22 protein-coding genes and 2 pseudogenes are annotated in these 26,376 nt (G+C 61.6%); 18 read left to right on the top strand and 6 right to left on the bottom strand.

The window, feature by feature from the left end; genetic code table 11:
* The first annotated feature begins 79 nt into the window (after positions 1-79).
* From ACYU81_RS14255 to ACYU81_RS14245, 3 genes and pseudogenes are all read left to right on the top strand, one after another.
* The gene (locus tag ACYU81_RS14255; protein ID WP_460988281.1) at positions 80-1,345 is read left to right on the top strand and encodes an MFS transporter; all 1,266 of its coding nucleotides are present in this window, start codon (positions 80-82) and stop codon (positions 1,343-1,345) included.
* Between the two features lie 82 nt (positions 1,346-1,427).
* Positions 1,428-3,095, top strand: a complete 1,668-nt coding sequence (locus ACYU81_RS14250) for a long-chain fatty acid--CoA ligase (RefSeq protein WP_460988280.1) — start codon at positions 1,428-1,430, stop codon at positions 3,093-3,095.
* Between the two features lie 184 nt (positions 3,096-3,279).
* Positions 3,280-4,003 (top strand): annotated as a pseudogene (locus tag ACYU81_RS14245) (acyl-CoA dehydrogenase family protein).
* A gap of 135 nt (positions 4,004-4,138) precedes the next feature.
* Here the strand turns inward: ACYU81_RS14245 and ACYU81_RS14240 are convergent.
* Entirely contained in the window at positions 4,139-5,074 is a 936-nt protein-coding gene (locus ACYU81_RS14240) for an alpha/beta hydrolase (protein ID WP_460988279.1), read from the bottom strand.
* A gap of 445 nt (positions 5,075-5,519) precedes the next feature.
* Between ACYU81_RS14240 and ACYU81_RS14235 the strand changes: the two genes are divergently transcribed.
* Together ACYU81_RS14235 and ACYU81_RS14230 are read left to right on the top strand one after the other, a co-directional pair.
* Positions 5,520-7,799, top strand: coding sequence for a TonB-dependent receptor (locus ACYU81_RS14235; protein WP_460988278.1), 2,280 nt, complete (start codon positions 5,520-5,522; stop codon positions 7,797-7,799).
* Positions 7,800-8,010: 211 nt separating this feature from the next.
* Entirely contained in the window at positions 8,011-9,024 is a 1,014-nt protein-coding gene (locus tag ACYU81_RS14230) for an IS110 family RNA-guided transposase (protein WP_449470744.1), read from the top strand.
* Positions 9,025-9,453: 429 nt separating this feature from the next.
* Here ACYU81_RS14230 and nhaA read toward each other — a convergent pair whose 3' ends face one another.
* Positions 9,454-10,476: a Na+/H+ antiporter NhaA gene (nhaA, locus tag ACYU81_RS14225; RefSeq protein WP_460988277.1), complete on the bottom strand. Its 1,023-nt coding sequence runs from the start codon at positions 10,474-10,476 to the stop codon at positions 9,454-9,456.
* A gap of 151 nt (positions 10,477-10,627) precedes the next feature.
* Positions 10,628-11,836 (bottom strand): cation:proton antiporter, encoded by a 1,209-nt coding sequence (locus tag ACYU81_RS14220; RefSeq protein ID WP_460988276.1) that lies wholly within the window; start codon positions 11,834-11,836, stop codon positions 10,628-10,630.
* A 133-nt stretch (positions 11,837-11,969) separates the two neighbouring features.
* On the opposite strand from ACYU81_RS14220, the pseudogene ACYU81_RS14215 reads away from it, so the two are divergent.
* Positions 11,970-13,963 (top strand): annotated as a pseudogene (locus tag ACYU81_RS14215) (BCCT family transporter).
* A gap of 15 nt (positions 13,964-13,978) precedes the next feature.
* On the opposite strand, the gene ACYU81_RS14210 reads toward ACYU81_RS14215, so the two are convergent.
* From ACYU81_RS14210 to ACYU81_RS14200, 3 genes are read right to left on the bottom strand one after another with little or no spacing between them, the layout of a single operon-like run.
* Complete coding sequence (locus ACYU81_RS14210; protein WP_460988275.1) at positions 13,979-14,131, bottom strand: hypothetical protein; 153 nt, start codon at positions 14,129-14,131, stop codon at positions 13,979-13,981.
* A 48-nt stretch (positions 14,132-14,179) separates the two neighbouring features.
* Positions 14,180-14,344 carry a retroviral-like aspartic protease family protein gene (locus ACYU81_RS14205; protein ID WP_460988274.1) on the bottom strand — a complete coding sequence of 55 codons (165 nt, stop codon included), beginning with the start codon at positions 14,342-14,344 and terminating at the stop codon, positions 14,180-14,182.
* A complete protein-coding gene (locus ACYU81_RS14200; protein WP_460989128.1) occupies positions 14,275-14,589 on the bottom strand; it encodes a hypothetical protein in 315 nt (104 codons plus the stop codon). The genes ACYU81_RS14205 and ACYU81_RS14200 overlap by 70 nt, the downstream gene beginning before the upstream one ends.
* Positions 14,590-14,790: 201 nt before the next feature.
* Here ACYU81_RS14200 and ACYU81_RS14195 point away from each other — a divergent pair, with 201 nt between their 5' ends.
* The 12 genes from ACYU81_RS14195 to ACYU81_RS14140 are packed head-to-tail and all read left to right on the top strand — an operon-like array spanning position 14,791 to position 26,289.
* Positions 14,791-15,396 carry a cytochrome c3 family protein gene (locus tag ACYU81_RS14195; RefSeq protein WP_460988273.1) on the top strand — a complete coding sequence of 202 codons (606 nt, stop codon included), beginning with the start codon at positions 14,791-14,793 and terminating at the stop codon, positions 15,394-15,396.
* The gene (locus ACYU81_RS14190) at positions 15,393-18,227 is read left to right on the top strand and encodes a Fe-S-cluster-containing hydrogenase (RefSeq protein ID WP_460988272.1); all 2,835 of its coding nucleotides are present in this window, start codon (positions 15,393-15,395) and stop codon (positions 18,225-18,227) included. Before ACYU81_RS14195 ends, ACYU81_RS14190 begins: the two co-directional genes overlap by 4 nt.
* Positions 18,224-19,525, top strand: coding sequence for an NrfD/PsrC family molybdoenzyme membrane anchor subunit (gene nrfD / locus ACYU81_RS14185; protein ID WP_460988271.1), 1,302 nt, complete (start codon positions 18,224-18,226; stop codon positions 19,523-19,525). The genes ACYU81_RS14190 and nrfD overlap by 4 nt, the downstream gene beginning before the upstream one ends.
* Positions 19,518-20,063, top strand: coding sequence for a DUF3341 domain-containing protein (locus tag ACYU81_RS14180; RefSeq protein ID WP_460988270.1), 546 nt, complete (start codon positions 19,518-19,520; stop codon positions 20,061-20,063). Before nrfD ends, ACYU81_RS14180 begins: the two co-directional genes overlap by 8 nt.
* Entirely contained in the window at positions 20,060-20,563 is a 504-nt protein-coding gene (locus tag ACYU81_RS14175; protein ID WP_460988269.1) for a c-type cytochrome, read from the top strand. The genes ACYU81_RS14180 and ACYU81_RS14175 overlap by 4 nt, the downstream gene beginning before the upstream one ends.
* Positions 20,553-21,599 (top strand): hypothetical protein, encoded by a 1,047-nt coding sequence (locus tag ACYU81_RS14170; protein ID WP_460988268.1) that lies wholly within the window; start codon positions 20,553-20,555, stop codon positions 21,597-21,599. The genes ACYU81_RS14175 and ACYU81_RS14170 overlap by 11 nt, the downstream gene beginning before the upstream one ends.
* Positions 21,596-22,021: a hypothetical protein gene (locus tag ACYU81_RS14165; RefSeq protein WP_460988267.1), complete on the top strand. Its 426-nt coding sequence runs from the start codon at positions 21,596-21,598 to the stop codon at positions 22,019-22,021. The genes ACYU81_RS14170 and ACYU81_RS14165 overlap by 4 nt, the downstream gene beginning before the upstream one ends.
* Positions 22,018-22,776: an SCO family protein gene (locus ACYU81_RS14160; protein ID WP_460988265.1), complete on the top strand. Its 759-nt coding sequence runs from the start codon at positions 22,018-22,020 to the stop codon at positions 22,774-22,776. The genes ACYU81_RS14165 and ACYU81_RS14160 overlap by 4 nt, the downstream gene beginning before the upstream one ends.
* Positions 22,773-23,747 (top strand): cytochrome c oxidase subunit II, encoded by a 975-nt coding sequence (coxB, locus tag ACYU81_RS14155; RefSeq protein ID WP_460988264.1) that lies wholly within the window; start codon positions 22,773-22,775, stop codon positions 23,745-23,747. Before ACYU81_RS14160 ends, coxB begins: the two co-directional genes overlap by 4 nt.
* A complete protein-coding gene (ctaD, locus tag ACYU81_RS14150; protein WP_460988262.1) occupies positions 23,740-25,389 on the top strand; it encodes a cytochrome c oxidase subunit I in 1,650 nt (549 codons plus the stop codon). Before coxB ends, ctaD begins: the two co-directional genes overlap by 8 nt.
* A complete protein-coding gene (locus ACYU81_RS14145; protein WP_460988261.1) occupies positions 25,382-26,011 on the top strand; it encodes a cytochrome c oxidase subunit 3 in 630 nt (209 codons plus the stop codon). The genes ctaD and ACYU81_RS14145 overlap by 8 nt, the downstream gene beginning before the upstream one ends.
* On the top strand, positions 26,008-26,289 hold the full coding sequence (locus tag ACYU81_RS14140; RefSeq protein WP_460988260.1) for a cytochrome C oxidase subunit IV family protein: 282 nt from the start codon (positions 26,008-26,010) through the stop codon (positions 26,287-26,289). Before ACYU81_RS14145 ends, ACYU81_RS14140 begins: the two co-directional genes overlap by 4 nt.
* Positions 26,290-26,376: the final 87 nt, after the last annotated feature.

Below are 26,376 nucleotides of genomic sequence, written 5' to 3'. Positions count from 1 at the left end.
CGAACCTCGTCAGCGGGCCGCTATGATCGATGGCAATGTCGGAATGGGGACCGGTCGACTGATACGAAGGATGGACGGAGTGGCTGTTGAACAAACCTGTGTGGAAGCGGATATCCCCGGCGTGTCAGGAATGCGGAGTTCGCGACGTCTCGCGGTTCTCCTATTCCTTGCATACGCTTCTCTGATCGCTGTTTTCCAGGGCATCTTGAATGTTCTTCTGCCGCCGGTTGTTGCGAGACTTGCCCCCGATGCCAAGGTGGGTACACTGGCATTCCTCTCCACGATCGCGGCGATCGCATCGGTCATTGCGCTTTTCGCTGGAGGCGCAGTCTCTGATCGCACGAGATCCCGCTGGGGAAAGCGGACTCCGTCCCTCCTCGTAACCTTATTCGCGAGCATCGCTTTGATGCCCTTGGTCGGAAGCGCAACCTCCATCGTCCAACTGACGATCTTGCTGCCGCTTTTATGGTTCACACTTAATTATTATCAGTCCGTACTGCTGGCCGCTTTGCCCGACCGAATTCCTGCACATGATTTGAGCTTCGCTTCGGCAGCGATTGGCTTGGGTGCGCCCGTGGGAATTTTCGTCGGCGTCAACATCGCGACAATAGCTTCCACGACGATGATGGGCTATGTGCTTCTTGCGGTCCCACTGACCATTTTGACCTGTGCTTTTATTTTGGTGGAACCGGAAGCGTCTTCTCTCGGACTGCCGGTAGAAGAACGGCGACCCTTCAGTTGGAAGGGGTGCCGGGCACAATTTGCGAGTTTCTCGCATCGCAACTACTCGCTCGCGGCGATATCAAGGGCGCTGCTTTTCCTCTGCTACTTCAGCATAACTGGCTATATATTCTTCCTGCTCCAGGATTATGTGGGGCAAGGACAGCTTCCCTATCGAAGCCTCAGCACCGGGATCAGCATCTTCTCCAGCGTCATGACAGCTGCCTGGCTTTTCGTCACCCTCGTGACAGGGTGGTTGGCCAGTCGATTCCAGCGAACCGTTATGATCGTCGCTACCGTTTCCATCTTGGCGGGCGTCGTGACGTTGCTACCGGCGTTTTCGAATAGCTGGACCATCTTCCTGCTCTTCGGCCTTGGAACCGGCCTCATGTTTGGCAGCTACTTCGTCCTGGACCTGAAGCTCGCCACCCTTGTCCTGCCTGACGAAAAGACCGCAGGCCGGGATCTTGGGATCCTGCTCGCCGCGGGCTCGGCGCCCGGAGTGATCGCCCCCGCAGTTGCAGGCGCGATCATCGCGGCGAGCGGCTATCCTGCGCTCTTCCTCTTTGGCGCAGGGGTAGCATTTATTGGAGGTCTGTGTGTGGCCTTCATCAGGCTTCGGTGATGGCGCCGGTGCGCTCCTCCTGGCGAGGACTTTAGTTCTGTGACGCGACGCACGACGATACCCTTTCTGCGAGGCCTTGATGATGACCGGACAACAGGCGATCTGCCGAGCGGATGAACCGGCTCCCTCGGCTTATGCGTTTCCGCTTCTTCTGAAGCATTTGTTGGCATCAGGTCTCGCACGCGCGCCTGAACAGGAGATCGTCTACCGCGATGTGGCACGGTTCAATTATCGAACATTTGCCAACCGTGTTGGGAGGCTGGCCAATGGTCTTTCGAATCTTGGCATAAAGGCCGACGACACGGTCGGCGTGCTGGATTGGGACAGCAACCGCTATCTGGAAAGCTACTTCGCCATTCCGGGAATGGGGGCGGTGCTCCACATGGTGAACATACGCCTGTCGCCGGAGCAGATACTATATACAATCAACCATGCACGCGACGATGCGCTTCTCGTCCATGCCGATTTCCTTCCGCTGCTGGAAAGCATATGGGATCGGATCAAGCATGTTCGAACCGTCATAGTCCTTACCGACACGGGAGAAGTGCCGGTATCGACGCTCCCGGTCATTACCGAATATGAAGGGTTGCTGGCAGGCGCCGCGCCGGATTACGATTTCCCGGATTTTGACGAGAATAGCCGCGCCACTACTTTTTATACTACAGGCACCACCGGCTCGCCAAAGGGCGTGTTCTTCAGCCATCGCCAGCTTGTTCTTCACTCATTGGTGATGGCAGGTGCGATGGCAGCTTCCCAGGTTCAAGGGCGCCTGCATCGCGCCGACGTGTATATGCCGATCACGCCTATGTTCCACGTCCATGCCTGGGGCATGCCATTCATCGCAACGATGCTCGGACTGAAGCAGGTTTACCCGGGGCGCTATGCCGCCGCGACCCTGCTGGGGCTGCAACAGTCCGAGGGGGTGACCTTCTCCCATTGCGTGCCGACCTTGCTGCACATGTTGCTGACCTCTGCCGAAGCGGCTGACGCCGACCTTACAGGGTGGAAGATCGTGATCGGGGGGGCTGCTTTGCCCAAAGGGCTCGTCCATGCTGCGCTCGCCCGGGGCATCGATATTTTTGCAGGCTACGGCATGTCGGAAACCTGCCCCGTTCTCAGCATAGCACAGATGACGGCGGAGCAATTGGCGGACGGGTCGGCTGAAGAGGTGGAGGCCCGCACGCGTGCGGGTGCGGCGGTGCCTCTTGTCGATCTGCGCATCGTTGACCCAGGCATGAATCCCCTTCCGCGCGATGGGAAAAGTGCAGGGGAGATTGTCGTGCGCGCTCCTTGGCTGACGCAAGGATATCTAAGTGACTCGCACTCTTCCGAGATGCTCTGGGAAGGGGGATATATGCATACCGGCGACGTCGGCGTCCTCCATCCGGACGGGGTGCTGCAGATCACCGACCGCATCAAGGATGTGATCAAGACGGGTGGTGAATGGATTTCATCGCTAGAAATCGAAGATATCATCTCGCAGCTTGAAGGCGTTAGTGAAGTGGCCGTCATTGGAGTGCCAGACCCAAGATGGAGCGAACGTCCTCTGGCAATCGTGGTCCCAAAGGCTGGCTTTGAGGCCCTTACGGAGTGCTCGGTTAAGGCGCATGTCAAAACATTTTCCGACCGCGGACAAATCTCGCAATGGGCTGTGCCCGAGCGAGTGATGTTTCAAACCTCGCTGGAAAAGACAAGCGTAGGCAAGTTGGACAAGAAAACACTTCGGCAACGCTATTCCCCTTCTGTTTGATACGCTCGTCAGGACCATAGGCCGTGAGTGCTGATGACTTGCCGCTAGCGAGTTATTGTCGTGGAAGACGGCTAGAGCTGGTCAAAAAAAGGGGCGAGCGAAACACGGTCAAGCTTCTCAAGAAAAGCGCTCCGAACTGCCTGGTGCAGCGCCCAGCGCGACATCGACAAGGTGCCATTAAATGATGTTAGACGAAAATCAGCTGGCGAACCGAGATTGGTGAGGAGTTTCGCCCAAGCCGAAATCCGGCCCCATAGCGTACGCTTCGAAAGGGAAGGGGGCTATCCCAGCGCTCTGTTCGAGGAAATGGGCGCATTGGACCTATGGGGCATGATAGCGCCGGAAATATAGGTGGAGCGGGGGCGGATGCAGTGTCCTACGCTCTGGCGCTGATCGAGATTGCGGCGGCCGACGGCGCGCTGTCCACCATCGTTTCGATCCAGAACAGCATCACCGCCGCTAACGCATCCTCCATTTCCAATGGCGCCGCCGCGCTCGTCATGACCCGGAAAAGTGTTGCGGACAGGCTCGGCCTTCCCGTCATCGCTCGCGTCGTTGCAACGGCCGCCCATGCCCAGGAGCCCGCTGCCTTCACCACTGCTCCGGTGCCCGCGATGCGCAAGGTGCTGCAGAAGGCCGATTGGGCGGTAGATGATGTTGATCTGTTCGAGGTCAACGAAGCCTTCGCCGTTGTGGCTATGATTGCCGCCAAGGATCTCGGCATTCCGGCGGACAAGCTCAATGTGAACGGCGGCGCGACCGCGCTCGGTCATCCGATCGGCGCGTCGGGCGCGCGCATCCTGACGACATTGCTGGGCGCCCTGCAGCATCGCGGCCTGAAGCGCGGCGTCGCCAGCCTATGCATCGGCGGCGGCGAGGCGACAGCCATGGCGATAGAACTGATCTGATCGGCGCTGACCGGTATTTCTCTGAGGAGTGTGATTGCTGATCGCCTCCATCACGGTGCGGGGGGAGCGCCGCCTGGCTCCGAGCGCCGATGCCGTCATCCCCCGCACGACTCAAACAAAGGGCCGATGTTGAATTTACTTCGCCTGCATTTTCAACAAGCCGCGATCTTCCATCCAGGCGAGCATTTCCTCTGCCCACATGCCTGCGGCTGCGGTCTTTGCGTTCATGCCGAAGCCGTGCCCGCCGGTCTCGTAAAAGTGCGCTTCGACCGGCCGCTTCGCGGCCCGCCATGAATTTAGAAGACCAAGTTGTCCGCGCGCCACAATAGGATCGTCCAGCGCGAGCGCGAAAAAGATAGGTGGTGCGTCGGCGGGCACGGCTACCGCCTCGGGCGAACCGTAGATCGGTACTATGAAGTCGGGACGATCCGCTGTTTCAGGCGCAAGCCCCATGCCCATGGTCAGGACGGCGCCCGCAGAGAAACCCAAGAAGCCTATGCGCTGAGGATCGACTCCCCAGGTTTTAGCTTGGCTTCGGACCAGCTTGAGTGCTGCCTGACCATCTTCGAAAGATGCTTTAGGAAGCGTGGGCGCAGCTTGTGGAAGGTTTGCAGGGTCCGTCATTGCCTTCGCCGCTTCCATCATCATGGCATCGAAGTCCTTTGCATTTCGTGGCGTTGGCTCGGTACGATATTTCAGGACGAAGGCGGCTATGCCGTGCGCGGCCAGCCAGTGGGCCACATCATATCCCTCATTGTTGATCGAGAGGTACTTGAAGGCCCCGCCGGGCGCCACGATTACTGCAGCGCCGGTGGCCGTGCTCGCGGCGGGCAGCACAGGGGTGAGTGTCGCCCGAGATACATTGCGTACGCCGCGCACTCCGAAAATCGTTCCCCATTGCTCTGTATCGGGCCCTGACGATATGCCCAGGTTTATCTCGCCCGCTTTGACCGAAGCGCGATGATCAGTCGCTACATGAGCTTTATGCGCGTGGTGTTGAGCTACCGCGGCAACGCTTGTCCCCGGTGCCATGAGCAGCATGGCAGTTGAAATGAACCGTTGAAGTTTCATGTCTCGCAATCTCCGTGTGCAGAGGTTTAGGGAAATACACGAATGAGGATCAATATGGAAGTTTTGTTCCATATATCCTACTCAACAACATTTATGGAATGGCGACGGGCCAATTTGAAAGGCGGACCGAAGTCATCGGCCGGCCTTGCAATGCTTCTGTCCAAGAAGGAGTGCCTAAAAGCGGACAGGATCCGAAGCGGCTCTCGGCGAAGGAGAAATCTTTTTGTAATAAACTATACTTTGGGATCCTGTGGCGCTCGGCGGTTCCGTCTCTTCAAGGTTGAAGCTGTCCTGAGTGCCCTCGATGCTTGGCGCCGCAGGCATGTGTCATATCTCGGCGACGCCCTTCGACTGTAGACAGAATATTGATGCCGAAATAAATATTGACAGATTATATATTCTATATTAATTCTCGCTGGATTCGATAATATGAGGAGGGGAATCCGTGACGCATCTAAAAGGCGTTCTTGGTTGCGTGCTTCTAAATAGCGCTGCGCTTCCGTTTGCTATTTCGGGAGCGGCCGCGCAAGAAGTCGGGCAGGAGCCAGGAAGCTCACCGGCGACAGCTCAATCCACTGCCGTCAGTGAAATTATCGTGACCGCCACGCGGCGCGCTGAGCGTTTGCAGGACGTTCCGATTTCCGTGACTGCGGTGCGCGGAGATGAACTGGCGCGGCGAGGGGTGAACGACCCTGATCGGCTGTCGGCGGTGTCGCCGAGCTTGCAAACGCAAAACGGCGGCGCGAAATCGCAAGGCAGCAATTTCTCCATTCGCGGCGTAGGGACAACGAGCTTCCAACGTACCATCGACAGCAGCGTGGCGCTGGTGATCGACGATGTGGCTCTGGCGCGGACGGAAATGGGGGTTGTAAATTTTTCTGACGTCAGCCAGATTGAAGTTCTCAACGGCCCACAGGGCATGCTGTTCGGACGAAACGCATCGGCCGGTCTTGTCCACATCCGCACCAATGATCCGGTTATCGGGGAAGCAAGTGGACGGTTGAACTCCGAATATAGCGATCTACACACAGGGAACGGCACGCATCAGTTTCGCGTCAATGGAATACTGAATTTGCCGGTGTCCGCTGATGCCGCCGTTCGATTGAACGCATATTACCGGGATAATTCTCCTATTCTTCGGAATGTTGTCCCCAATCCACATCTGGACCTTGGCTTGCGGCAAATCGGTGGGTCCGGCAAGATCCTGTGGAAGCCAAGTGACCGACTATCGATCTATCTTGGCGCTGACTACATGGACTCGAAGGGCCTCAACACGGGGGCGTCGTCGATCAGGTCAGTATCACCAGGCAATCCCGTGGCTCCTATTATCGCCTCAGTTGGGATCGAGCCGGGGCCAGGCAATACGCGCGTGAGCTTCGACACACCGTCGTTCGAAAATTCTAAAGTCGGTGGTGCGCAGATCAAGATCCAGTATGATCTTAGCGATGATGTTCAGCTGACCAATATAGCAGCCGCCCGCTTCTATAAGGTCGGTGTCGAGTTCGATCCCGATTTCCTTCCTGTGCCGTTGCTCGACAGGTTCACTGAGCCCAAGAAGTTTCGGCAGTTCTCAAACGAACTCCGTGTTGCTTCCACAGGTGGAGGAGCGATCGACTATCAGTTCGGTCTATATGTGCTGAATGCTCGTATCCAACAATTCAACTTCATCACTGGCAATTTGGGTTCGACCCCGCCGCCGGGCGTCCCATATTTACTGGGGAACTCAGTCAACCAGGTCCAGAATCTTCGCAGTTATGCAGGCTTCGGCCAAATCACCGGCAGGCTGACTGATAAGCTCCGTTTGATCGGCGGTGCTCGCTTGACCTATGACGAAGTGGATATCCAATACTCATCGGACGGGTTGGGAGCGCCGATCCAAATCATTCCTGTAGCTAACACGCCGACCGTCGAGCGGCACAATACCGACCTGTCTTGGCGGGGGACGCTGCAATATGACGTCACGCGTGACCACATGATTTATGCCACTGCTTCTCGAGGTTATAAGGGCCCGGGTTTCGCCCAGTTCTCGACGATCTATGTACGGCCCGAAATTTCCCGGCACTATGAATTGGGGTTGAAGTCGCAGTTCTTTGATAGACGCTTAACCTTCAACGCTGCGCTATATCATACTTCCTTCCGTGATTTTCAGGCGCAAGCCTTTGATCCGCGGACGCTCTCCATTTTTGTCCAAAATGCCGGCGAGCTCGTGACAAAAGGCTTTGAGCTGCAACTGGCGGCACAGCCAGTTGATGGGCTAACGATATCGGGCGGGCTTGCCCATGCCAATGCAAGGTTCAAAGAGTTCAAGGGAGATATCTGCTATACTGGTCAGCCGGATTGTGTCGGCGGGGTGACCGATTCGAGCGGACGGCGACTTCCCAATGCTCCTGCCTGGACTGGATTGCTGAGCGTACGATATGAGCGGCCAGTTACAGCGGGCCTGGTGGCGAGCATCGGAAGCTCTCTATATTCACGCTCTGCCGTCAACTACACGTCGAATGGCGATCCCGACACGAAACAAGAGGGTTATACGACGGTTGACTTCGATCTGGGTCTGAGGGCCGCTGACAGCAAATGGCGCTTTAGTGTGTTCTGTCGCAACTGCACCGACAAACGTTTCGTCGGTTATATCCAGGGCGCGCCTCTCACCGGAGGTGTTCTAACTCAGCAGTTTACCTACGGCTCATTCAGGTCGATCGGTTTGTCTGCTGAGTTGAACTTCTAAACAGAGTTGTTATCACCTTCTCCCCGCTACACAGCGGGGAGAAGGTTGCGCGGCCAGGTGAATAGCTGCGCAAGCCGATGTGCGGGATGCGCTCCATCTGCAAGTGTTCTGTTTGTATTACGCCGTCTTGAACTGATGCGGTGGATGCCTCCCTTCGCCCGGCATCGTATGATGCTGACTAGCGCCATGGTGGCGCGCGAAGGAGGAGCATATGTCGGACGCACACATGCTGGCGATCGATCTGGCAAAGCGGAGCTTCCAGGTCTGCGCGACCGATCAAGCAGGGTCGGTTCTATATAATCGGACGGTCTCTCGGTCCAAACTGGAGGCTTTGCTCAAGGGTCAGCCTCGCTGCATCGTCGCGATGGAGGCTTGCGCGACGAGCCACTTCTGGGGCCGGTTTGCGGGCGCAGAAGGTCATGAGGTTCGGTTGATCCCACCGATCTATGTAAAACCGTTCGTGAAGAGGCAGAAAAACGACGCGGCAGATGCGGCGGCCATTGCCGAAGCAGCTGTGCGCCCGAACCTGCATTTCGTGGCGGTAAAGAGTGCGGAACATCAAGCGCGGGCGGTTGCCTACCGAACCCACCAATGTTTTGTCAGTCAGCGTACGCAGACCATCAATGCCCTGCGAGGGCACCTGGCCGAATTCGGTCTGGTATTCCCCCAAGGCGTTCCTCACCTGAAAGATATCCGCGCGACGGTGGACAACGATAACATCGACGTGCCTGCCAGTATCCGGGATATCGCACGCCTTTACCTGGAGCACATCGACGCCCTCTCTGCCAAAATCGACGAACTTTCGTTCAGATTACGAGAGGCTATAACGGTCAGCGCCGAGCTTCGCCGCCTCTGCACGGTACCGGGTGTCGGACCAGTGACCGCCGGCGCGATCATGGCCTTCGCGCCAGACCTGCGCACATTCGGCAGCGGCAGAAACTTTGCGGCATGGCTCGGCCTGGTACCGAAGCAGCGATCGACGGGTGGGAAGGCGCGGCTCGGGTCCATGAGCAAAATGGGACAAAGCGACATTCGCAAGCTTCTCGTTGTCGGTGCGATGAGCAGGATTCGATGGATTGTTCGCAAAGGCGTTCTCCCCGACAACTGGCTGGGACGGCTGATGGCCCGCAGACCGCGGATGGTGGTTGCCGTCGCGCTGGCGAACAAAATGGCGCGGACAATCTGGGCGATGATGACACGCGAGGAAGACTACCGTTTGGCGTGAATGGCGTAACTGCCATAGCGCTCGGGGCCTTGGTCCCGGCAAGGAGATCGACTGATATTATGTGGCAAGGACTTCAATGTTCACGGTGCGGCTAACCAGTCCCGGGGCGAGAGCGAACCAAGCTCGCTGAGCCGATGTGGCCCGGATCGTTCGAACTGCATAACGGCCCGTGGCGTCAGCAAGCCACACCAGAGGCCTGACACACGACCGATGAAGCGCTCTGCCGAGCAAAGTCAGAAAATCACCTTGCAATCTGGGAGGCATCCACACACGACCCTGCCTGATCGGTCGCGCAGACCTGGAAGCTCCGCTTTGCCAGATCGATCGCCAGCATGTGTGCGTCCGACATATGCTCCTCCTTCGCGCGCCACCATGGCGCTAGTCAGCATCATACGATGCCGGGCGAAGGGAGGCATCCACCGCATCAGTTCAAAGTGCGACGCCGAACATCTGCCACCTGCTGGCATGGGCGGGCGCGTCGGCGAGGTGCAGCCGGAGGGCGATGGCGGAGAGGCCGAAGACGCTGAGCGGCTTGCCCAGCAGCAGCCCGGCGGCGACGCCTAGCGTGGCGGGAGCGGCGAGGGCTTGCGCGGGCAAATTGACGAAGGAGACGCCGGCGTTGGCGAGGGCGAACAGGGGGATGATGAGGAAGCCGACGGGTGCGTGCAGGGCATGTTCCAGCCGATGGAGGGGGCTGGTGGCGTCGCTGTCGGACTGGGCGGGGGTGGCGTCCATAGGGATGGCGAGCGCAAGGATGACACCTGCGAGCGTCGCATGGATGCCTGATCGAAGGACAAGCAGCCAGAGCAGGGTGCCAAGCAGCAGATAGGGTAGGAGGCGGCGCACCCCCTTACAGTTCAAAGTGAAAAGCAGCGCAACGACTACTGTGGCTCCGGCAAGGTCCACGAGCGACAGATTGGCCGTGTAGAAAAGGGCGATGATGATGACCGCGCCCAGGTCGTCGATGATGGCGAGAGCGGCGAGGAAGATGCGCAGCGAGGCGGGAACGCGACTTCCCAACAGGGAGATCACACCGAGCGCAAAGGCGATGTCGGTCGCGGCGGGGATGGCCCAGCCGCGCGCGGTCGGTCCCATGTTTAACGCGACATAGATCAGCGCGGGCACGGCCATGCCCCCCAGCGCCGCGATGCCGGGGAGCAGGCGGCGCGACCAGGTGGAGAGCTGTCCGTCCAGCATCTCTCGCTTGATCTCCAGCCCGACGAGTAGGAAGAAGAGGGCCATCAGCCCGTCATTGATCCAGTGCATGACGGAGAGGGGGCCGAGATGGGCGTGCAGCAGCGCCTCATAGCCCGGACCTATCGGCGAATTGGCGATGGCAAGCGCGACGGAGGCCGTGGCAATGAGGATCAGCCCGGCGGCGGACTGGCTGCTCAGGAACTGGCGCAGGGCGCTTGGGTGGGCGTGGCGGTGATGGGGACGTTGATCGGGCATTGGGCGCTCCGCATGAGATTCAGCGGTGCTGGCGGCCCGACCAGCACAATTGAACCTGCTCGATTGAGCCCCTCAAGCGAACACCCGCCTCCGCTATTGCAACCGGGGAAAGGAAGCGCAACCCCGTCGTGCCATGAATGGCAACAATGCTTTATCCGCTGTCGGGGCCAGGTTCCCCGGCTTCGGAGAGTTTCCAACGGCGCAGTAGCGGGGGCATCGTCAGTCCCTGCACAAAGATCGAAAAGGCGACGACGCCGAAGGTCAGGACGACAATCTCGCGTTGTTCGGGAACACTGGTCGGCACCGCAAGCGCGAGCGCCAGTCCCACAGCCCCGCGCAGTCCGCCCCAGACGAGCACATGCTGGTAGGTGGCTGGAAGCCGGAGCGCGGATTGGCAGAACAGAAAGGAAATCGGGTACACCGCCACAGCGCGTCCGAGCAGTGTGAGCAGCACAACAACCGCCAACGCTCCAGACACCAGCGCCAAAGGCTGATGCGCTTCATGGCTACCGATCAGCAGGAACAGCACGGAGTTCGCGAGAAAGGCGGCATATTCCCAGAAACCAAGCACGTGCGGCTTGCCTTCTTCTGAAATCGGCCCGCGCCATCCATGATTGCCGACGATCACGCCAGCGGCGAGGGCAGCGAACACGCCTGACGCCTCGATCCGCTCGGCCAGGAGGAAGCTGCCCCAGGCGATCACTGTGGTCAGCGTGATTTCCACCAGATGATCGCTGGTGCGTCCGGCAACCTTTAGCACTGCGAAGGCGATGATGCAGCCCACCGCCGTCCCGGCGATCACCGTCCAGAGCAGCGATGCCAGCACCGATGCCGGTGCGAAGGCCTCGCCCCCGGCCAATCCGATCAGGATCGCAAATCCGACGGCGGCGACCCCGTCATTGAGCAGACTTTCGGATTCGACGACCATGCCCAGACGTGGCTGCGCCTTCATCTCCTTGAATGCGGCGATCACGGAAACCGGATCGGTCGCAGCGATCAGAACACCGATGAATGCCGCGCCCAGCCAACTCCAGCCGAGCATCCAGTGGAGCCCTCCCGCAACGACGGCGGCCGAAACGGCGACGCCCAGAAAAGCGAGCGTGACGGTCAGCGGCAGTTGCTGGCGAAATCGGCCCCACGGCATCTGCAAGGCTGCCTCGAAGATCAGCGGGGGCAGGAAGATGTTGAAAATGAGGTCGCGGGACAGCGGCAGTTTGAGCCCGAACGGGAGTAGGGCAAGGCTGATCCCTGCGAGTACGAGCCCAGCTGTGTAGGGCAGTCCGATCCGTCGCGAGAGCATCGCCACCAAACAGGCGATGACGAGCAACATGCCGAAGTCCAGCAGGTCGAAATCGGCCATGAATGCTCCTCGATTCCGGCGAATGGCTCTCCGTGCGCCAGTCGTTCACTTTTTGGAGGAGAAAAAGCAACCCCCGAGACTGTTCCTCGTTCCGTTATCATCTCGCAACGGTCCGTAGGAGATCGCACCCATCATGAACGACCCTGCCCTCGCCGATGTTTCGAAAAGTCGCACAGGATCATGGATGCAAGTCAATCCGCCGGTCTTCTTTATCTCGGCCGGACTGCTCGTGATCTTCGTACTTTTCGACGCGGTTTTCAGTGAGCAGGCGTCGCGCCTGTTCGCCGCCGTGCAGGCGACGATCACGGTCGATATGGGCTGGTTCTATGTCGTTGCGGTAGCTGGATTCCTCTTGTTCGTCCTTTTCCTCATGTTCAGCAAATATGGCGACGTGAAGCTTGGTCCGGATGATAGCGAGCCTGAATATAGCTATATCTCCTGGTTCGCGATGCTGTTCAGCGCGGGAATGGGGATCGGGCTCCTCTTCTTCGGGGTGGCCGAGCCGATGCAGCATTATGCGCGGCCGCCGGTCGGGACGGGCGAACGATAGAATCCGCCCGCCAGGCGATGGTTCTCACTTTTTTCCACTGGGGCCTTCACGCCTGGGCGATCTATATCGTGGTGGGACTTGCACTAGCCTATTTCGCGTTCCGACGGGGGCTGCCGCTCACCATTCGTTCGGCGCTCTTCCCCCTGATCGGCCAACGCATTCATGGCCCCATCGGGCATGCCATCGATATATTCGCCGTTTTGGGAACCATGTTCGGGGTGGCAACCTCGCTCGGCTTTGGTGTGCTTCAGGTAAATGCCGGGTTTAGCCATCTTTTCGGCCTGCCCACTGGGCCGATGGTTCAGATCATCCTGATTGCGGCGATCACCGGCATGGCAACCCTCTCCGCCGGAATGGGGCTAGACAAGGGCGTCAAACGATTGTCGGAACTCAACATCATCCTCGCGATCGCGCTGCTCGCCTTCGTCCTGCTGGCTGGCTCCACGGTGTTCCTGCTCCAGGCTTATGTCCAGAATGTCGGCGCCTATCTGGGTAATCTCGTGCAGCGCACCTTCCGCATGTACGCCCATGAGCCCAATGAATGGTTTGGAAACCGGACGCTTTTCTACTGGGGCTGGTGGATTTCCTGATCGCCATTTGTTGGCATGTTCATCGCGCGCATCTCGCACGGGCGCACGATCCGTGAATTTGTGACGGGCGTGCTGCTGGTGCCATCCCTGTTCACCTTTTTGTGGATGACGGTTTTCGGCAACACCGCCATCGACATGGACCTGCGCGGCGTTGCGGATATCGCCACCACATCGGTCAACAACATGCCCGTCGCCCTGTTCGAGACTTTGGAGCATCTCCCCTTCTCCTCCATCGCTTCGGGGCTGGCGACACTGCTCGTCATCACCTTCTTTGTGGCCTCGGCCGATTCCGGGGCGTTAGTGATCGACATGATCACCTCGGGCGCGGAGGATAATCCTCCGGTCTGGCAGCGCATCTTCTGGGCGGTTAGCGCGGGAGTCGTGGCTGCGGTTCTTCTCGTCGCCGGCGGCCTGGAGGCGCTGCAGACTGCCGCCATCGCCAGCGCGCTGCCCTTCGCAGCGATCATGATCGTCATCTGCTTCGGTCTGATGCGCGCGCTGCAGATGGAGAGCGAAGGGTCTGCGATCGATTTGTCTGCCGATGCGCATGCCGCGCCGACGGCGGCGGAGGGGCTGGGCTGGCAGCAGCGCCTTGCCAGTATCACGCGCTATCATGAAAAGGGGGAGATTGCCGGGTTCCTGACGGACACCGCGCGCCCCGCGCTCGAGGCTGTAGCCTCTCAAATGCGTGATAGCGGCCTTGCGCCTGACGTGACGCAGGACGGAAACCATGTCGAGCTGCGCGTTCCACATGGGGAGCGTGGCGAGTTCCGCTACGCTGTGCGCGCCCGCGCCTTTCGCGCGGCTAGCTTCGCCTTCGCAGAGACGCGGCGGCCCGAGAGTGATGACCACCGCCATTATCGCGCGATGGCCCAAAGCTCGCAAGCGGACCAGCCGCACGACGTTACAGGCTATACTGCCGACCAGCTGATCAATGATCTGCTCAACCGCTATGCCCGCTTCCGGCATGCGCGCCGGCTTGCATGAATGACAGCAGCGATTTCAGCTGGCCTTGCGCGGGACCAAGATCATGGTCCGGCCTTCCACCCGCCAGGACGCGAGCTGGGAAAGGAAATTCATCCCCAACACGTCAATATTGCCGATCGCCGGAGAAATGGCGACCTTCAGCCCATGTGCTTCGATGCCGCCAAGCACGATCCGCTCGATAGTGCCGGTTTGGGCCGGAACAATACCGTTCGCGGTTCACATGACGATGGGTACCAAGCCGCTGCCGCTTTTGACGGAGGCGAGCCGGGCCGTCTCTTCTGAAATGGTGGTGACGGTCGCGCCGCTATCTATCAACAGCCTTCGCTCGACCCCGTTGATCTCCGCCCGCGCCCAGAAATGCCCATCAGGCGAAATGCGCACATGAACCTCTTGCCCTCTCCCCTGCTGGCCATGATGCCGAGCCGCGAGGTGATCCGGGCCAGACGAGGATCGAAGGGCGCCTGCTGGATCAGCAGGAAAAGGCAGAAAGCGAGCAGCGCGAACGAAAAGAGAGGCCGCAGCAGCCGGCCAACATAGGGGATGTTGAACAGCAGGGTCAGCAGGATTGCCCCGACCACTGCGTACATCGCCATGTTCTGCCATTCGGGATTGATGGAAACGGGCATGATTCGTTTTGAACCGTTGGGCGGCAGGTTCGATCCCCGTCTATTACCGGCCGATCAGCGCAATTCCTGACGCAGGGTCACGCGAAAGGAACCGAAGCTTGCGCTTCGCATTCTCTCAGAAACATTCCAGACACACAGGGGGCGAACGCGCAAATCTTTCCGCCATCCGCCGATACATGGCTACGCCTAGGTCTTGCGGCCTTGGCGATAGCGGTGTTGGGCCTGGCGCTTGGGGGCTGGGATTATGCGAAGTCCTCTTATCAGTCGCAGGTCGGATGGGTGCAGGACCAGTCAGTTCCTTTCAGTCACAAGCATCATGTGGCGGACGACGGGATCGACTGCCGATATTGTCATACGAGCGTGGAGGTGAGCCAGCGCGCCGGACTGCCCCCCACGCACACCTGCATGACCTGCCATTCGCAATTGTGGACCGGTGCGGGGGTGCTGGAGCCCGTTCGGAAAAGTCTGCTCACCGGCAAGCCCATTCACTGGCAGCGGGTGGCGCAACTGCCCGATTATGTCCAGTTCGACCATAGCATCCACATCGACCGGGGCGTAGCCTGCGTCGAATGTCACGGGCGTATTGATCAGATGCCGCTCACATGGCGAGCGAAACCTTTCCAGATGCAATTCTGCCTGGAGTGCCACCGCGATCCCGCGCCGCATTTGCGCCCGCGTGAACTGGTGACGCGCATGGAGCCGCTCGGATGGCGTGAGGAAGAGCAGCGGGCCTATGGCGAACGGGTGATGCGAGCGCATCGGATTGATCCGAAGACACTCGACAACTGCGAGATATGCCACCGATGAGCGGTCCCCCTGACATGGCGGCGCTGCGTTCGCTGACCGGCAAACGCTTCTGGCGCGCGCTCGACGAACTGGTGGACCAGCCGGGCTTTCGAGAACGGATCGGCGCGGCCTTTCCAGCATTGGGGCAAGGTTCCGGCGATTGGCGGCGGCGCGATATCCTGAAATGTCTGGGTGGCGCCATCGCGCTCGCCGGTCTCGACGGCTGCCAGCGCGCGCCGGACGAGGAAGCGCTGCCCTTTGTCGAGCAGCCCGAGGGCGAGGAACCCGGCATCGCCCGCTATTATGCTACGGCGGTGGAGATGGACGGCGTGGCGCAGCCGGTGATTGGCAAGACCCGCGAGGGCCGTCCCATCAAACTGGAGGGCAATGGCGATCATCCCGCCAGCCGTGGCGCTTCCGATCCCTTCGTCCAGGCCGCATTGCTGGACCTCTATGATCCCGCTCGCTCGGCTGCGCCCCAATATAGGGGGCAGCCGACAAGCTGGACGCGCTACGATGCGGCGCTTGCCGGATTGCGCCGGCGGTTGGACGGGCAGGGCGGAGCGGGCTTCCACCTCGTGACCGGCCCGGTCGGCTCCCCGACGTTGCGCCGCCAGATCGGCGCGCTGCTGGGACGCTGGCCCGAGGCGCGCTGGCATGTGCATGCGCCGGTCGGCGACCCGACCGTTACGGGAGAAAGGCTGCGCCTGGATCGGGCGCATGCCATCGTCAGCTTCGACGCCGATCTGCTGGGACCGGGGCCGCTTCAGACCTGGCAGGCGATCGGCTGGGGTGCACGGCGGCGCGCTTTTCAGTCAGGCGAAGGCGACGCGCGCCTATTGGTTGCGGAACCCAGCCCGACGATCACCGGCGTTACGGCGACCCGTCGGCTGGTTGCGAGCGGAGAACGCATGGAGTCGCTGCTGTCGGCTGTCGCGGCAGAGTTGGGCATCGGAACCGCGGCGCGGCAGGGGCTTTCCTCGCCCGAACGGGCGTGGGTGCTCGAAGCGGCCGCTGCGCTTCGCAGCAATGCGGGGCGGGGACTTGTCGTGGTGGGGCCAGAGCATCCGCCCTTACTCCACGCGCTGGCCCGCTCCATCGACGCGCATCTGGGCAACGGCACAGCGACGCGGAGCCATTTCGTGAAAGCATCCGGGCCGCAACCGTTGGACATGGCAGCCCTCGCCCGATCCCTGCAGGCGGGCGAAGTCGACACTGTCTTCCTGCTCGACGCCAACCCGGTGCACACAGCCCCCGACCTCAAGCCGCTATTAGCGCGTGTGCCGCTGCGCATCCATGCGGGGCTGCATGCCGATGAAAGCGCGGCGATCGCTCATTGGCACCTGCCCATGCCGCACCTGCTCGAAAGCTGGAGCGACGGGCGCGTCGCTGATGGGTCTGCCGTGCTGGTGCAGCCGCTGGTGCGACCTTGGCTCGAGGTCCGTTCCCGCCATGCGTTGCTGGAAGGGCTGATGGGAGGCAACCGCCCGGACCGGGAGATAGTACGGGAGAGCTGGCGCGACACGCTGGACGATGACGCCTGGTCAAGGGCGCTGGTCAGCGGGACCATCCTGAACAGCCACCCCGCCGCCGCGTCGCCGCAGGGCGCTCCTGTTCCTGGGCCTGTTCCTGGCGAAAACAGGCCCAGCGCCCGGCTTTCCCTGCTCATCCGCCCTGACCCCACAATCTGGGACGGCCGCTTTGCCAGTAACCCCTGGCTTCAGGAACTGCCCAAGCCGTTGACGAAGATCACATGGGGCAATGCCATCCACATCAGCCCCGCTCTGGCGCGGGAGCAGGGCCTGGCCTCGGGCGAGCGGGTGCGCCTGTGGGTAGGGGGCCGAAGCGTCACCGGGCCGGTGTGGATCCTGCCGGGGCAGGAACGGCGCACCCTGCTCGTCCATCTCGGCCATGGGCGGCGGAGCGGCGGGCCGGTGGCGAAGGATGTTGGCTTCGACGCCTATCCGTTGCTTGGGGCGAGCGGCGAGGTGCGCCTCGAAAGGATCGACGGCAGCGAGGAAATCGCCACCACCCAACATCATTTCGCGATGAAGGGGGATGAGTTCATCCGCTTCGTCGATACGCTGGCCGACGCCTTGCCCCCCGAGCCGCCGCCGACGAATTTCTACCCACCCCAGCGCTCCAGCCCGGCCTGGGGCATGGCGATCGATCTTGACCTCTGCATAGGTTGCAATGCCTGCGTCGTCGCCTGTGTGGCAGAAAACAACATCCCCATGGTGGGCAAGGATCAGGTAGCCAAGGGCCGCGAGATGCACTGGCTGCGCGTGGACCGCTATTATGAGGGGTCGCCCGACGATCCGCAGCATGCATTCCAGCCGGTGCCCTGCATGCATTGCGAGGACGCGCCCTGCGAGATGGGATGCCCGGTCAACGCTGCTGTACACAGTCCCGACGGGCTCAACCTGCAAGTCTATAATCGCTGTATCGGTACGCGCACCTGTTCAGCCTATTGTCCCTACAAGGTACGACGCTTCAACTGGTTCGACCTGACCACCAAGGATCCGCCGGAACTTCGAGCCGCCCGCAATCCCGAGGTTTCCGTCCGCGGGCGCGGCGTCATGGAAAAATGCACCTATTGCATCCAGCGTATCAGCGCCGCCCGGATCGACGCCAAGAAGGAAGACCGCGCGATCCGCGATGGTGAGGTGATCACCGCCTGTCAGGCGGCTTGTCCGACGCAGGCCATTGTCTTTGGCGACATATCCGACGGGAAGAGTCACGTCAGCCGCCGCAAGGCGAGCGGGCGCGACTATGACCTGCTGCCCGAAACCAACACCCGGCCGCGCACCACCTATCAGGCGCGGATCAGACGCGGGGAGGGCAAAGTATGAGCCCGGACCTGAAAGCCGCCGACCGCGTCCTGCGCCTGCCCCCGCGCTTTCCGGCGCGGCGTGCCTGGTGGATATGTTTCGGCTTCGCGCTGGCGCTGCTGATGATGTTCTTCATTTCGGTTGGCTGGCTGTTCGGTCATGGCCCCGGCATCTGGGGCAATAATATTCCGGTCGGCTGGGGTTTTCCCATCGCCAATTATATCTGGTGGCTGGGCATCGGACATGCGGGGACGCTGATTTCCGCGATGCTGCTGCTCATGGGGCAGGACTGGCGCAATTCCTTGAACCGCTTTGCCGAAGCGATGACGCTGTTCGCGGTTACCTGCGCTGGGCTTTACCCGATCCTGCATCTGGGGCGGCCGTGGCTCTTCTACTGGATGGCGCCCTATTTCAGCACGATGGATGTCTGGCCGCAGTTCAAGAGTCCGCTGACCTGGGATTTCTTCGCGGTCCTCACCTATCTGATCGTGTCCGTGCTGTTCTGGTATATCGGCATCATCCCCGATCTGGCGGCGGCGCGGGACCGGGCGAGCAAGATGCGGTGGAAGATCTTTTTCGGTCTGGGGGCGCTCGGCTGGCGGGGGCAGGCTACGCATTGGGCGCGCTGGCAACAGGCCTATCGCCTGACCGCCGCCATTGCGGTGCCGCTGGTCGTTTCCGTCCACTCAGAAATATCGTTGCTGTTCGCCGCCGGGCCGGTGCCGGGCTGGGTGTCGACGGTGTTTCCGCCCTATTTCGTTCTGGGCGCGGCCTTTTCGGGCTTTGCCGTGGTGTCGATGCTGACGGTGTGGCTGCGCTGGATGCTGGGGCTTCATACGCTGGTGACGCCACGCCACCTCGACATGCTGGGATGCCTGCTGCTGGCGACCGGCATGATGACGGCCTATGGCTATGCCGCCGAGATGTTCACCGCCGCCTATGCCGGGGGCAAGGAAGCCGAGACGTTGTTCGACCGCTTTGGTGGCCCCTATGCCTGGAGCTATTGGGGCGCCATCCTTTTCAACTTCCTGCCCTTGCAACTGCTATGGTGGCGGCGCTGGCGGGTGCAGCCTCTTGCCTTGTTCTTGATAGGCTCGAGCGCCACGGTCGGCATGTGGATGGAACGCTACATGCTGTTGGTCAGCTCACTCTATCGTGACTGGCTGGGAAGCTCGACCGGTTATTTCCATCCGACCTTCTGGGACTGGAGCCTATTCGCGGGCACGATCGGCTTGTTCCTGACGCTGTTCCTGCTGTTCGTACGCTTCCTGCCCGTCATTTCCGCCTTCGAAGTGCGCGAGGAGGCGGCGGATGGTTGAAAGCCAGCGCCTTTTTGCGGTGCTTGCCGCGTTCGATACGCCCGAGCGGCTGGTGGAGGCTGTCCGTGCGATACGCGCGCAGGGCTTTTGCCAGGTGGACGCCTTCACGCCCTTTCCGGTGAAGGGGCTGGAGGATGCGCTCGATTTCCGGGATCGGCGTGTTCCTGCGGCCATGCTGATCGGCGGTATCGTCGGAGCAGCGGCAGGGTTCTTTATGCAGGTCGGCACCAACCTCGACTATCCGCTGCGCATCGGCGGCAGGCCGCTCGTCGCGCTGCCCGCTTTCATGATGATCACCTTTGAGTTGATGGTGCTGGGCGCTGTCCTCGCCTGCCTTGCCACTATGTTCATCGCCAACCGCCTGCCGCGCTTGCATCATCCGATCTTCGATGCCGATGGCTTTGACCTCTCCGCCGATGACCGCTTCTATCTGGCGATCCTTGCGGAGGAGCCGTTCGACCGTGACGAGGCGGGCAAGGCGCTCGCCGCACTGGGGCCGGACGCGATCATCGACGTGCGTGAGAGGGCACGATCATGATCCGCGCCTTGCCCTGCGCCCTGCTGCTCGCCGCCTGCAACGACATGGTGCAGCAACCGCGCGACGATGCTTATGAGGATAGCAGCCTGTTCCCGGACGGTAAGGTGATGCAGGCGCCGCCGGATGGCACGGTCGCCCGTGATGCACCGCTGCGCGCCGCAGCTGCCCGGCGCCCCGCCGCCATCACGCCCGCGCTGCTCAAGCGGGGAGAGGAACGCTACGGCATTTATTGCGCCATCTGCCATGGGCAGGATGGGCGAGGCGACGGATATGTCACGATGCGCGGCTTTCCGCATCCGCCAAGCTATTTGTCGCCCCGGCTGCGCGGCGCGCCCGCATCGCATTTCTATGATGTCATCACCAACGGCTATGGCGTCATGTACAGCTATGCCGACCGGGTGCCGCCCGCCGATCGTTGGGCCATTGCTGCGCATATTCGCGTGCTTCAGGCGGCCCAACCGTTCCGCGATGCGGAGCAGGAGGCCACACGTGCCCGCTAGCATGCTGCCCCGCGAGCGGCTGATGATAATGGCGGGCGCGCTCATCTGCGGCGCTGTGCTTGTGGGCTCGCTCTGGTCGCCCCGTGCCGTGCTGACCGGCTGGCTGGGCGGAGCGGTGGCGTTCGGAGCGGTGCCGTCGGGCGCCCTACTGCTCATGATGATGATGCGCCTCATCCCCGGTATATGGGGGGAGGAACTGCGCCTGAGCACCGAGGCCGCGACGTTGCTGACCCCATTGGCCGCCCTTGTGATGCTGCCGGTGCTGATCGGCATGGCAGCAATCTATCCGTGGGCGGGAGACCGCTCGCTCCATCCTTTTCAGTTGTTCTGGCTCAGTCCCCTGCCGTTCATGCTGCGCACAGTGCTGCGATTTGGCGCGCAATGGGCTCTCGGTCATCGGATGCAGAGACGGCAGCGCCAGACCGCCACGGCGGGCCTGGGCGTCGTGCTGATGCCGATCCTGACATCGCTTGTCGCGGTCGACTGGCTGATGTCGCTGGACCCGGACTTTGCGTCTTCCGCCTTCGGACTCGAATTTCTTCAGCGGGAGGTGACGATCGCTTTTTGTGCGCTCCTTTTCCTGCGACTGGCTAGCGGGCGCGTGCCAAGGCGAATTGGCGTGCTGGGCGCGTTGCTGCTCACGCTCCTGCTGCTGTCGGCCTATTTCCTGTTCCTGCCCTTCTTCGTCATCTGGTCGAGCAATCTTGCGCCTGATGTGGAATGGTACGCCCGGCGCTGGAGCCCGGAATGGGAGGTGGTCGCATGGAGCTTTGGCCTTTTGGGCGGCCTGCCGTTGCTGGCGCTGCTCTTCGCCAGGGCGCGGGAAAGTGCGGGCTGGCTCATGCCGCTGTCGCTCGCCGTGCTGATGTCAGCGCTCCTGCAACTCGCCTGGGTGGCCCTGCCGGGGAGGGGAGGGCTGGCGGCGCTGGCCTTTTGCACCAGCACGGCGGGCCTTGGCCTGATTGCGGCGGCGCTGCTGCCGATGGCGCTGCGGCATCGCATAAGGGAGCGGCTGTCGCGGGAGGCGCGGCCATGACGCGTCCGCTCCATGTCGAGACCAAGGTACAGCGCGGCGACCACCCGTCGGATCGGCAGCGCGAGCGCGGCTATGAACCGCGCGACGCCTCGCCCAGCAAGGTTGTGTTGGGCATCGCCAGCTTCCTCGGGCTGATGCTGGTTGGGCTTGCCTTCGCAGCGGGCACGTTGAGCTGGCTCAGGACGCAGGACGACCAGCCGCGCGACCTTGCGCCCGTCATGGCCATATCCCCGCCGCTGCCTCATCTGCTTGCCGAGCCCCAGTCTGTTCGCCGCCGTTATGATGCGGCGATGGGAAGGCACCTGAAGGACGCCGCCCTTACTCGCGCCCGGCGCAGCCTCATCGAGCGGGGCTGGAAAGAGGTGGAACCCGCGCCGCCGCCGGAAGCGGTTGCGCGGGCGCATCGGGAGGCCGCTCAATGATTCTGCGCCTCCTTATCTTTTGCCTGGCGCTGCTGACCATCGGTCCATCCTTCGCGCAGAGCGGCTTTGACCCCTTTGGCGAAGCTCGGATCGAGGAGCGTCCGGGCGCACGCGTGCCCGTCGATGCACCGTTCCTCGATGCGCAGGGCCGCCATACCAGCCTGCGCGCGCTGGCGGCAGGCAAGCCCTTGCTGCTGGTGCCGGTGCTGCATCATTGTCCCAATATATGCGGCGCGACGCTGGCCGGCGTGGCGCAGGCTATCGGCGCGCAGCCGCTGCGTCCTGGCCGCGACTTCAGGCTCGTCGCCTTTGGCATCGACCCGCGCGAGGGGCCGCAGGCCGCGCGCGACGATCTCGCCCGGATCGGGCAGCGCGCGGGCGTCCACGCCCTCACCGGCGAGCGCGAGGCGATCCGCAGCGTCACTGACGCCATCGGCTATCGTTATGCGTGGGATGACCGCATCGGCCAATACGCCCATGTAGCGGCGAGCGCGGTGATCTCGCCGGGCGGTCGGCTGACAGGCTGGCTATACGGCTTGACGCCGCGTCCGGCTGACCTGGAGCGTGCATTGCGCACCGCCCGGTCGGAACGGTCGGCCTCCTTTGGCGAGGCGCTGCTCCTGCTCTGCTATCATTATGATCCCGCGACGGGCCGCTATACCCCGGCCATCGAAAAGATATTGCGCCTTGCCGGCGGCATCACCGTCGCCGCGATCGGTCTGCTGATATTTCGGCTCAGGAAGCGGACGGCATGAGCCACCGCTTTTTCCTCTGGCCGGTGCAGGCGTCCGAGCATGCCGGAAAGGTCGACCTGCTGATCGGCTCCTTCGGGGTAATGGTCTGGCTGCTGACCCTGCCGGTGTTCGTGCTGATGGCTTTCTTCGCAATCCGATACCGCACCGGCCGGGACGTCAATCGCGAACATGCGTCCAGCGGCAATGTCTGGCTGGAGGCCAGCTGGGCGATAATCCCGTTCATCCTGACGCTGGTCTTCTTCGTCTGGGCGACTGCCCTGTTCTTCGACCTTCGGAGACCGCCAGCCGGGGCGATGACGATCAATGTCGTCGCCAAGCAATGGATGTGGAAATATCAGCATGGAGAAGGCGCGCGAGAAATCAACGACCTGCATGTGCCCGTGGACCGGCCGGTCAAACTGGTCCTGATCTCGCAGGATGTGATCCACAGCCTCTATGTCCCGGCTCTGCGCATCAAGCAGGATGTGCTCCCCGGCCGCTACACGACCATGTGGTTCACCGCCGACAAGCCCGGCATCTATGCGCTGCGCTGCGCCGAGTTTTGCGGCACCGACCATAGTGTCATGGGTGGGCGGCTGATCGTCATGGCGCCGCAGGATTATGCGGACTGGCTCGCGCGCAACCATGATGGGGGGGAGGACGGGACGCTGTCGGCGACGGGTGCGCGGTTGTTCCGTTCTGCCGGATGCAGCGGCTGCCACGGTGCGGCATCTGCCGTTCACGCGCCGCCGCTGGAGGGGCTTTACGGACGTGCGGTCGGCCTGGCGGATGGGCGCAGCCTGATCGCGGACGAGCAATATCTGCACGATTCCATCATGCTGCCAAACAAGGACGTAGCGGGCGGATACAGGCCGATCATGCCGACCTATGGCAATGTGTTGCAGCCTGAGCAGGTGAACGCGCTGGTAGCTTATCTGAAAGACATTGGCGCGGGAAAGCCGGGCAGCCGGCAGGAGGATCGCGATGAGTGACGCCGCGCTCGACATCGACAAGCCTGACGAGGAAGTGGAGGATGTCAGCTATCTGCGCGCCGGGCACAGTTTGCGATCCTGGTTCTTCACGACCGACCACAAGCGCATCGCCATCCTCTATCTCGTGTCGATCACCTTCTTCTTCCTGATCGGCGGCATAGCGGCGGCGCTGATCCGGCTCGACCTGCTGACGCCAGCGGGCGATCTTTTGACGAACGAGGGGTACAACCGCGCCTTTTCGCTGCACGGGATCATCATGGTCTGGTTCTTCCTGATCCCGTCCATTCCCAACACCATCGGGAATTTCATCATCCCGCTGATGATCGGCGCGCGGGATCTCGCCTTTCCTCGGCTCAATTTGCTCAGCTGGTATATCTACATCGTTGCGGGGTTCATCACGCTGGCCGTGGTGCTGGGCGGGGGCGTGGACACGGGCTGGACCTTCTATACGCCGCTGTCCACCATGTATGCCAACGGCATGGTGGTTGCGACGGTCATCGCGGTGTTCATAAGCGGCTTTTCGACGATCCTCACCGGCATCAACTTCATCGTGACAATCCACAAGCTGCGCGCGCCCGGCATGACGTGGAGCCGCCTGCCGCTGTTCATATGGTCGCATTATGCGGTGTCGATCATCTTCGTGCTGGCAACGCCGGTGCTGGCGATCACGCTGCTGCTGGTCGCGGCAGAGCGGCTGTTCGGCATCGGCGTGTTCGATCCGGCGCTGGGCGGCGATCCGCTGCTGTTCCAGCATCTCTTCTGGTTCTACAGCCATCCGGCTGTCTATATCATGGTGCTGCCCGCCATGGGCGTCATCAGCGAGCTGATCACATCGGCGGCGCATAAGCGCATCTTCGGCTATTGGTTCGTCGCTATCGCTTCGATCGCGATCGCGGTGATCGGCTTTCTTGTTTGGGGCCATCACATGTTCGTGTCTGGCCAATCCATCTATGCGAGCGCGGTCTTTTCCTTCTTGTCGATCGCTGTCGCCGTGCCGTCCGCGATCAAGGTCTATAACTGGACCGCGACCCTCTACAAGGGCGACATCATGATCGATGCGCCGCTGCTGTTCGCGATGGGTTTTATCGGCTTGTTCGTCGCGGGCGGGCTGACGGGCCTCATGCTGGCGATGCTGGCGATCGACGTGCATGTCCACGACACCTATTTCGTTGTCGCCCATTTCCACTACATCATGGTCGGCGGGACGGTGACGGCCTTCTTCGGCGCGCTCCATTATTGGTGGCCCAAGATCACCGGGCGCCTGTATAATGAGACGCTGGCGCGCATCGCCGCGATCGTCATCCTGGTCGGCTTCAACCTCACCTTCTTCCCGCAATTCATGCTGGGCTATGAAGGAATGCCGCGCCGCTACCATGTCTATCCGCCGGAGTTCCAGCTGCTCCAGGTCTTCTCCTCGGCGGGTGCGGCGCTGCTCGCCGTCGGCTACGCCATGCCCGCCGGCTACCTGCTCTGGTCATTGAGACGCGGGCCGCGCGCGCCGGCCAATCCCTGGGGCGCGACCGGACTGGAATGGACGACATCCTCGCCCCCGCCCAAGCATAATTTCACCGAGCAGCCGGTGGTTGTGCGTGGCCCATACGACTATCCGCTCGAACATCCCGCGAGCCGTGCCAATGCCTGACCAGCGCGCCCTGCACGAACCCTTTCACGAGATGGCGCGCCAGCGAGAGGCCGACCGGCTAGGCATGATCATCTTTCTCGCGAGCGAAGCGATGCTGTTTGGCGGGTTGTTTGCGGCCGCCATGGCGCTGCGGCTCCTCCACCCGGCGGACTATGTCGCCTCTTCCGCGCATCTGAAGGTCTGGCTCGGCACCGCCAACACGGGGGTTCTTCTGACCTCCAGCCTGATGGTCGCTGTCGCGGTCGAGGCGGCGCGAAGCGGCGGAGCGCGGCTGGCGGGGCTGGCATTGGCCGTCGCGATCCTGCTCGCGCTGCTGTTCCTGGGGATCAAGGGCTACGAATATTTTGGTGAATATCGCGAAGGGCTGGTTCCGGGCGTTGCTAATGCGCATTTCGAAAGCCGGACGCAGCAGCTGTTCATGAACTTCTATTTCGTGAGCACAGGCCTGCACGCGCTGCATGTCATCGGAGGGATCACGCTGCTCGGGCTTGCGGCGGTCCGCCGCGCGGCGCGGAAGGACCGAAACGCCCTGCTGATCGGCAATGTCGCGCTCTACTGGCACCTTGTCGATATCATCTGGGTCTTTCTCTATCCCACCCTCTATCTGCCGGGGGTTTCGTGAGAACGCGGTTCATCCGGCTCGCGCTCGTCTGGGCGGCGCTGCTGCTGCTGCTCGCCGCGACCGTGATTGCCGCGCACCTGCCGCTTGGGGCCGCCAAGCCCTGGATCAGTTACGTCATCGCCTTCGCCAAGGCGGCACTCATCCTCTGGTTCTTCATGGAGATGCGCAAGGAAGGCGCGATCGCCCGGCTGGCCATGCTGGCGGCAGGCATCTGGCTGATCATGATGATGACGCTGTCGGCGTCGGACTATCTGACGCGCGGATGGATGGGTGGGTGAACTGTGGTCGGGATATTTCTGAAGCCACGGGCATTGTCTGCTGCGCCAGCAGGCGATCGCGGTCCCGGCTTAATCATCAGGAGAGTG

This window comes from Sphingobium sp. TomTYG75, assembly GCF_054771635.1.
Note: the sequence above shows the minus strand (reverse complement) of the source record. Positions and strands in the feature narration are given on the sequence as shown.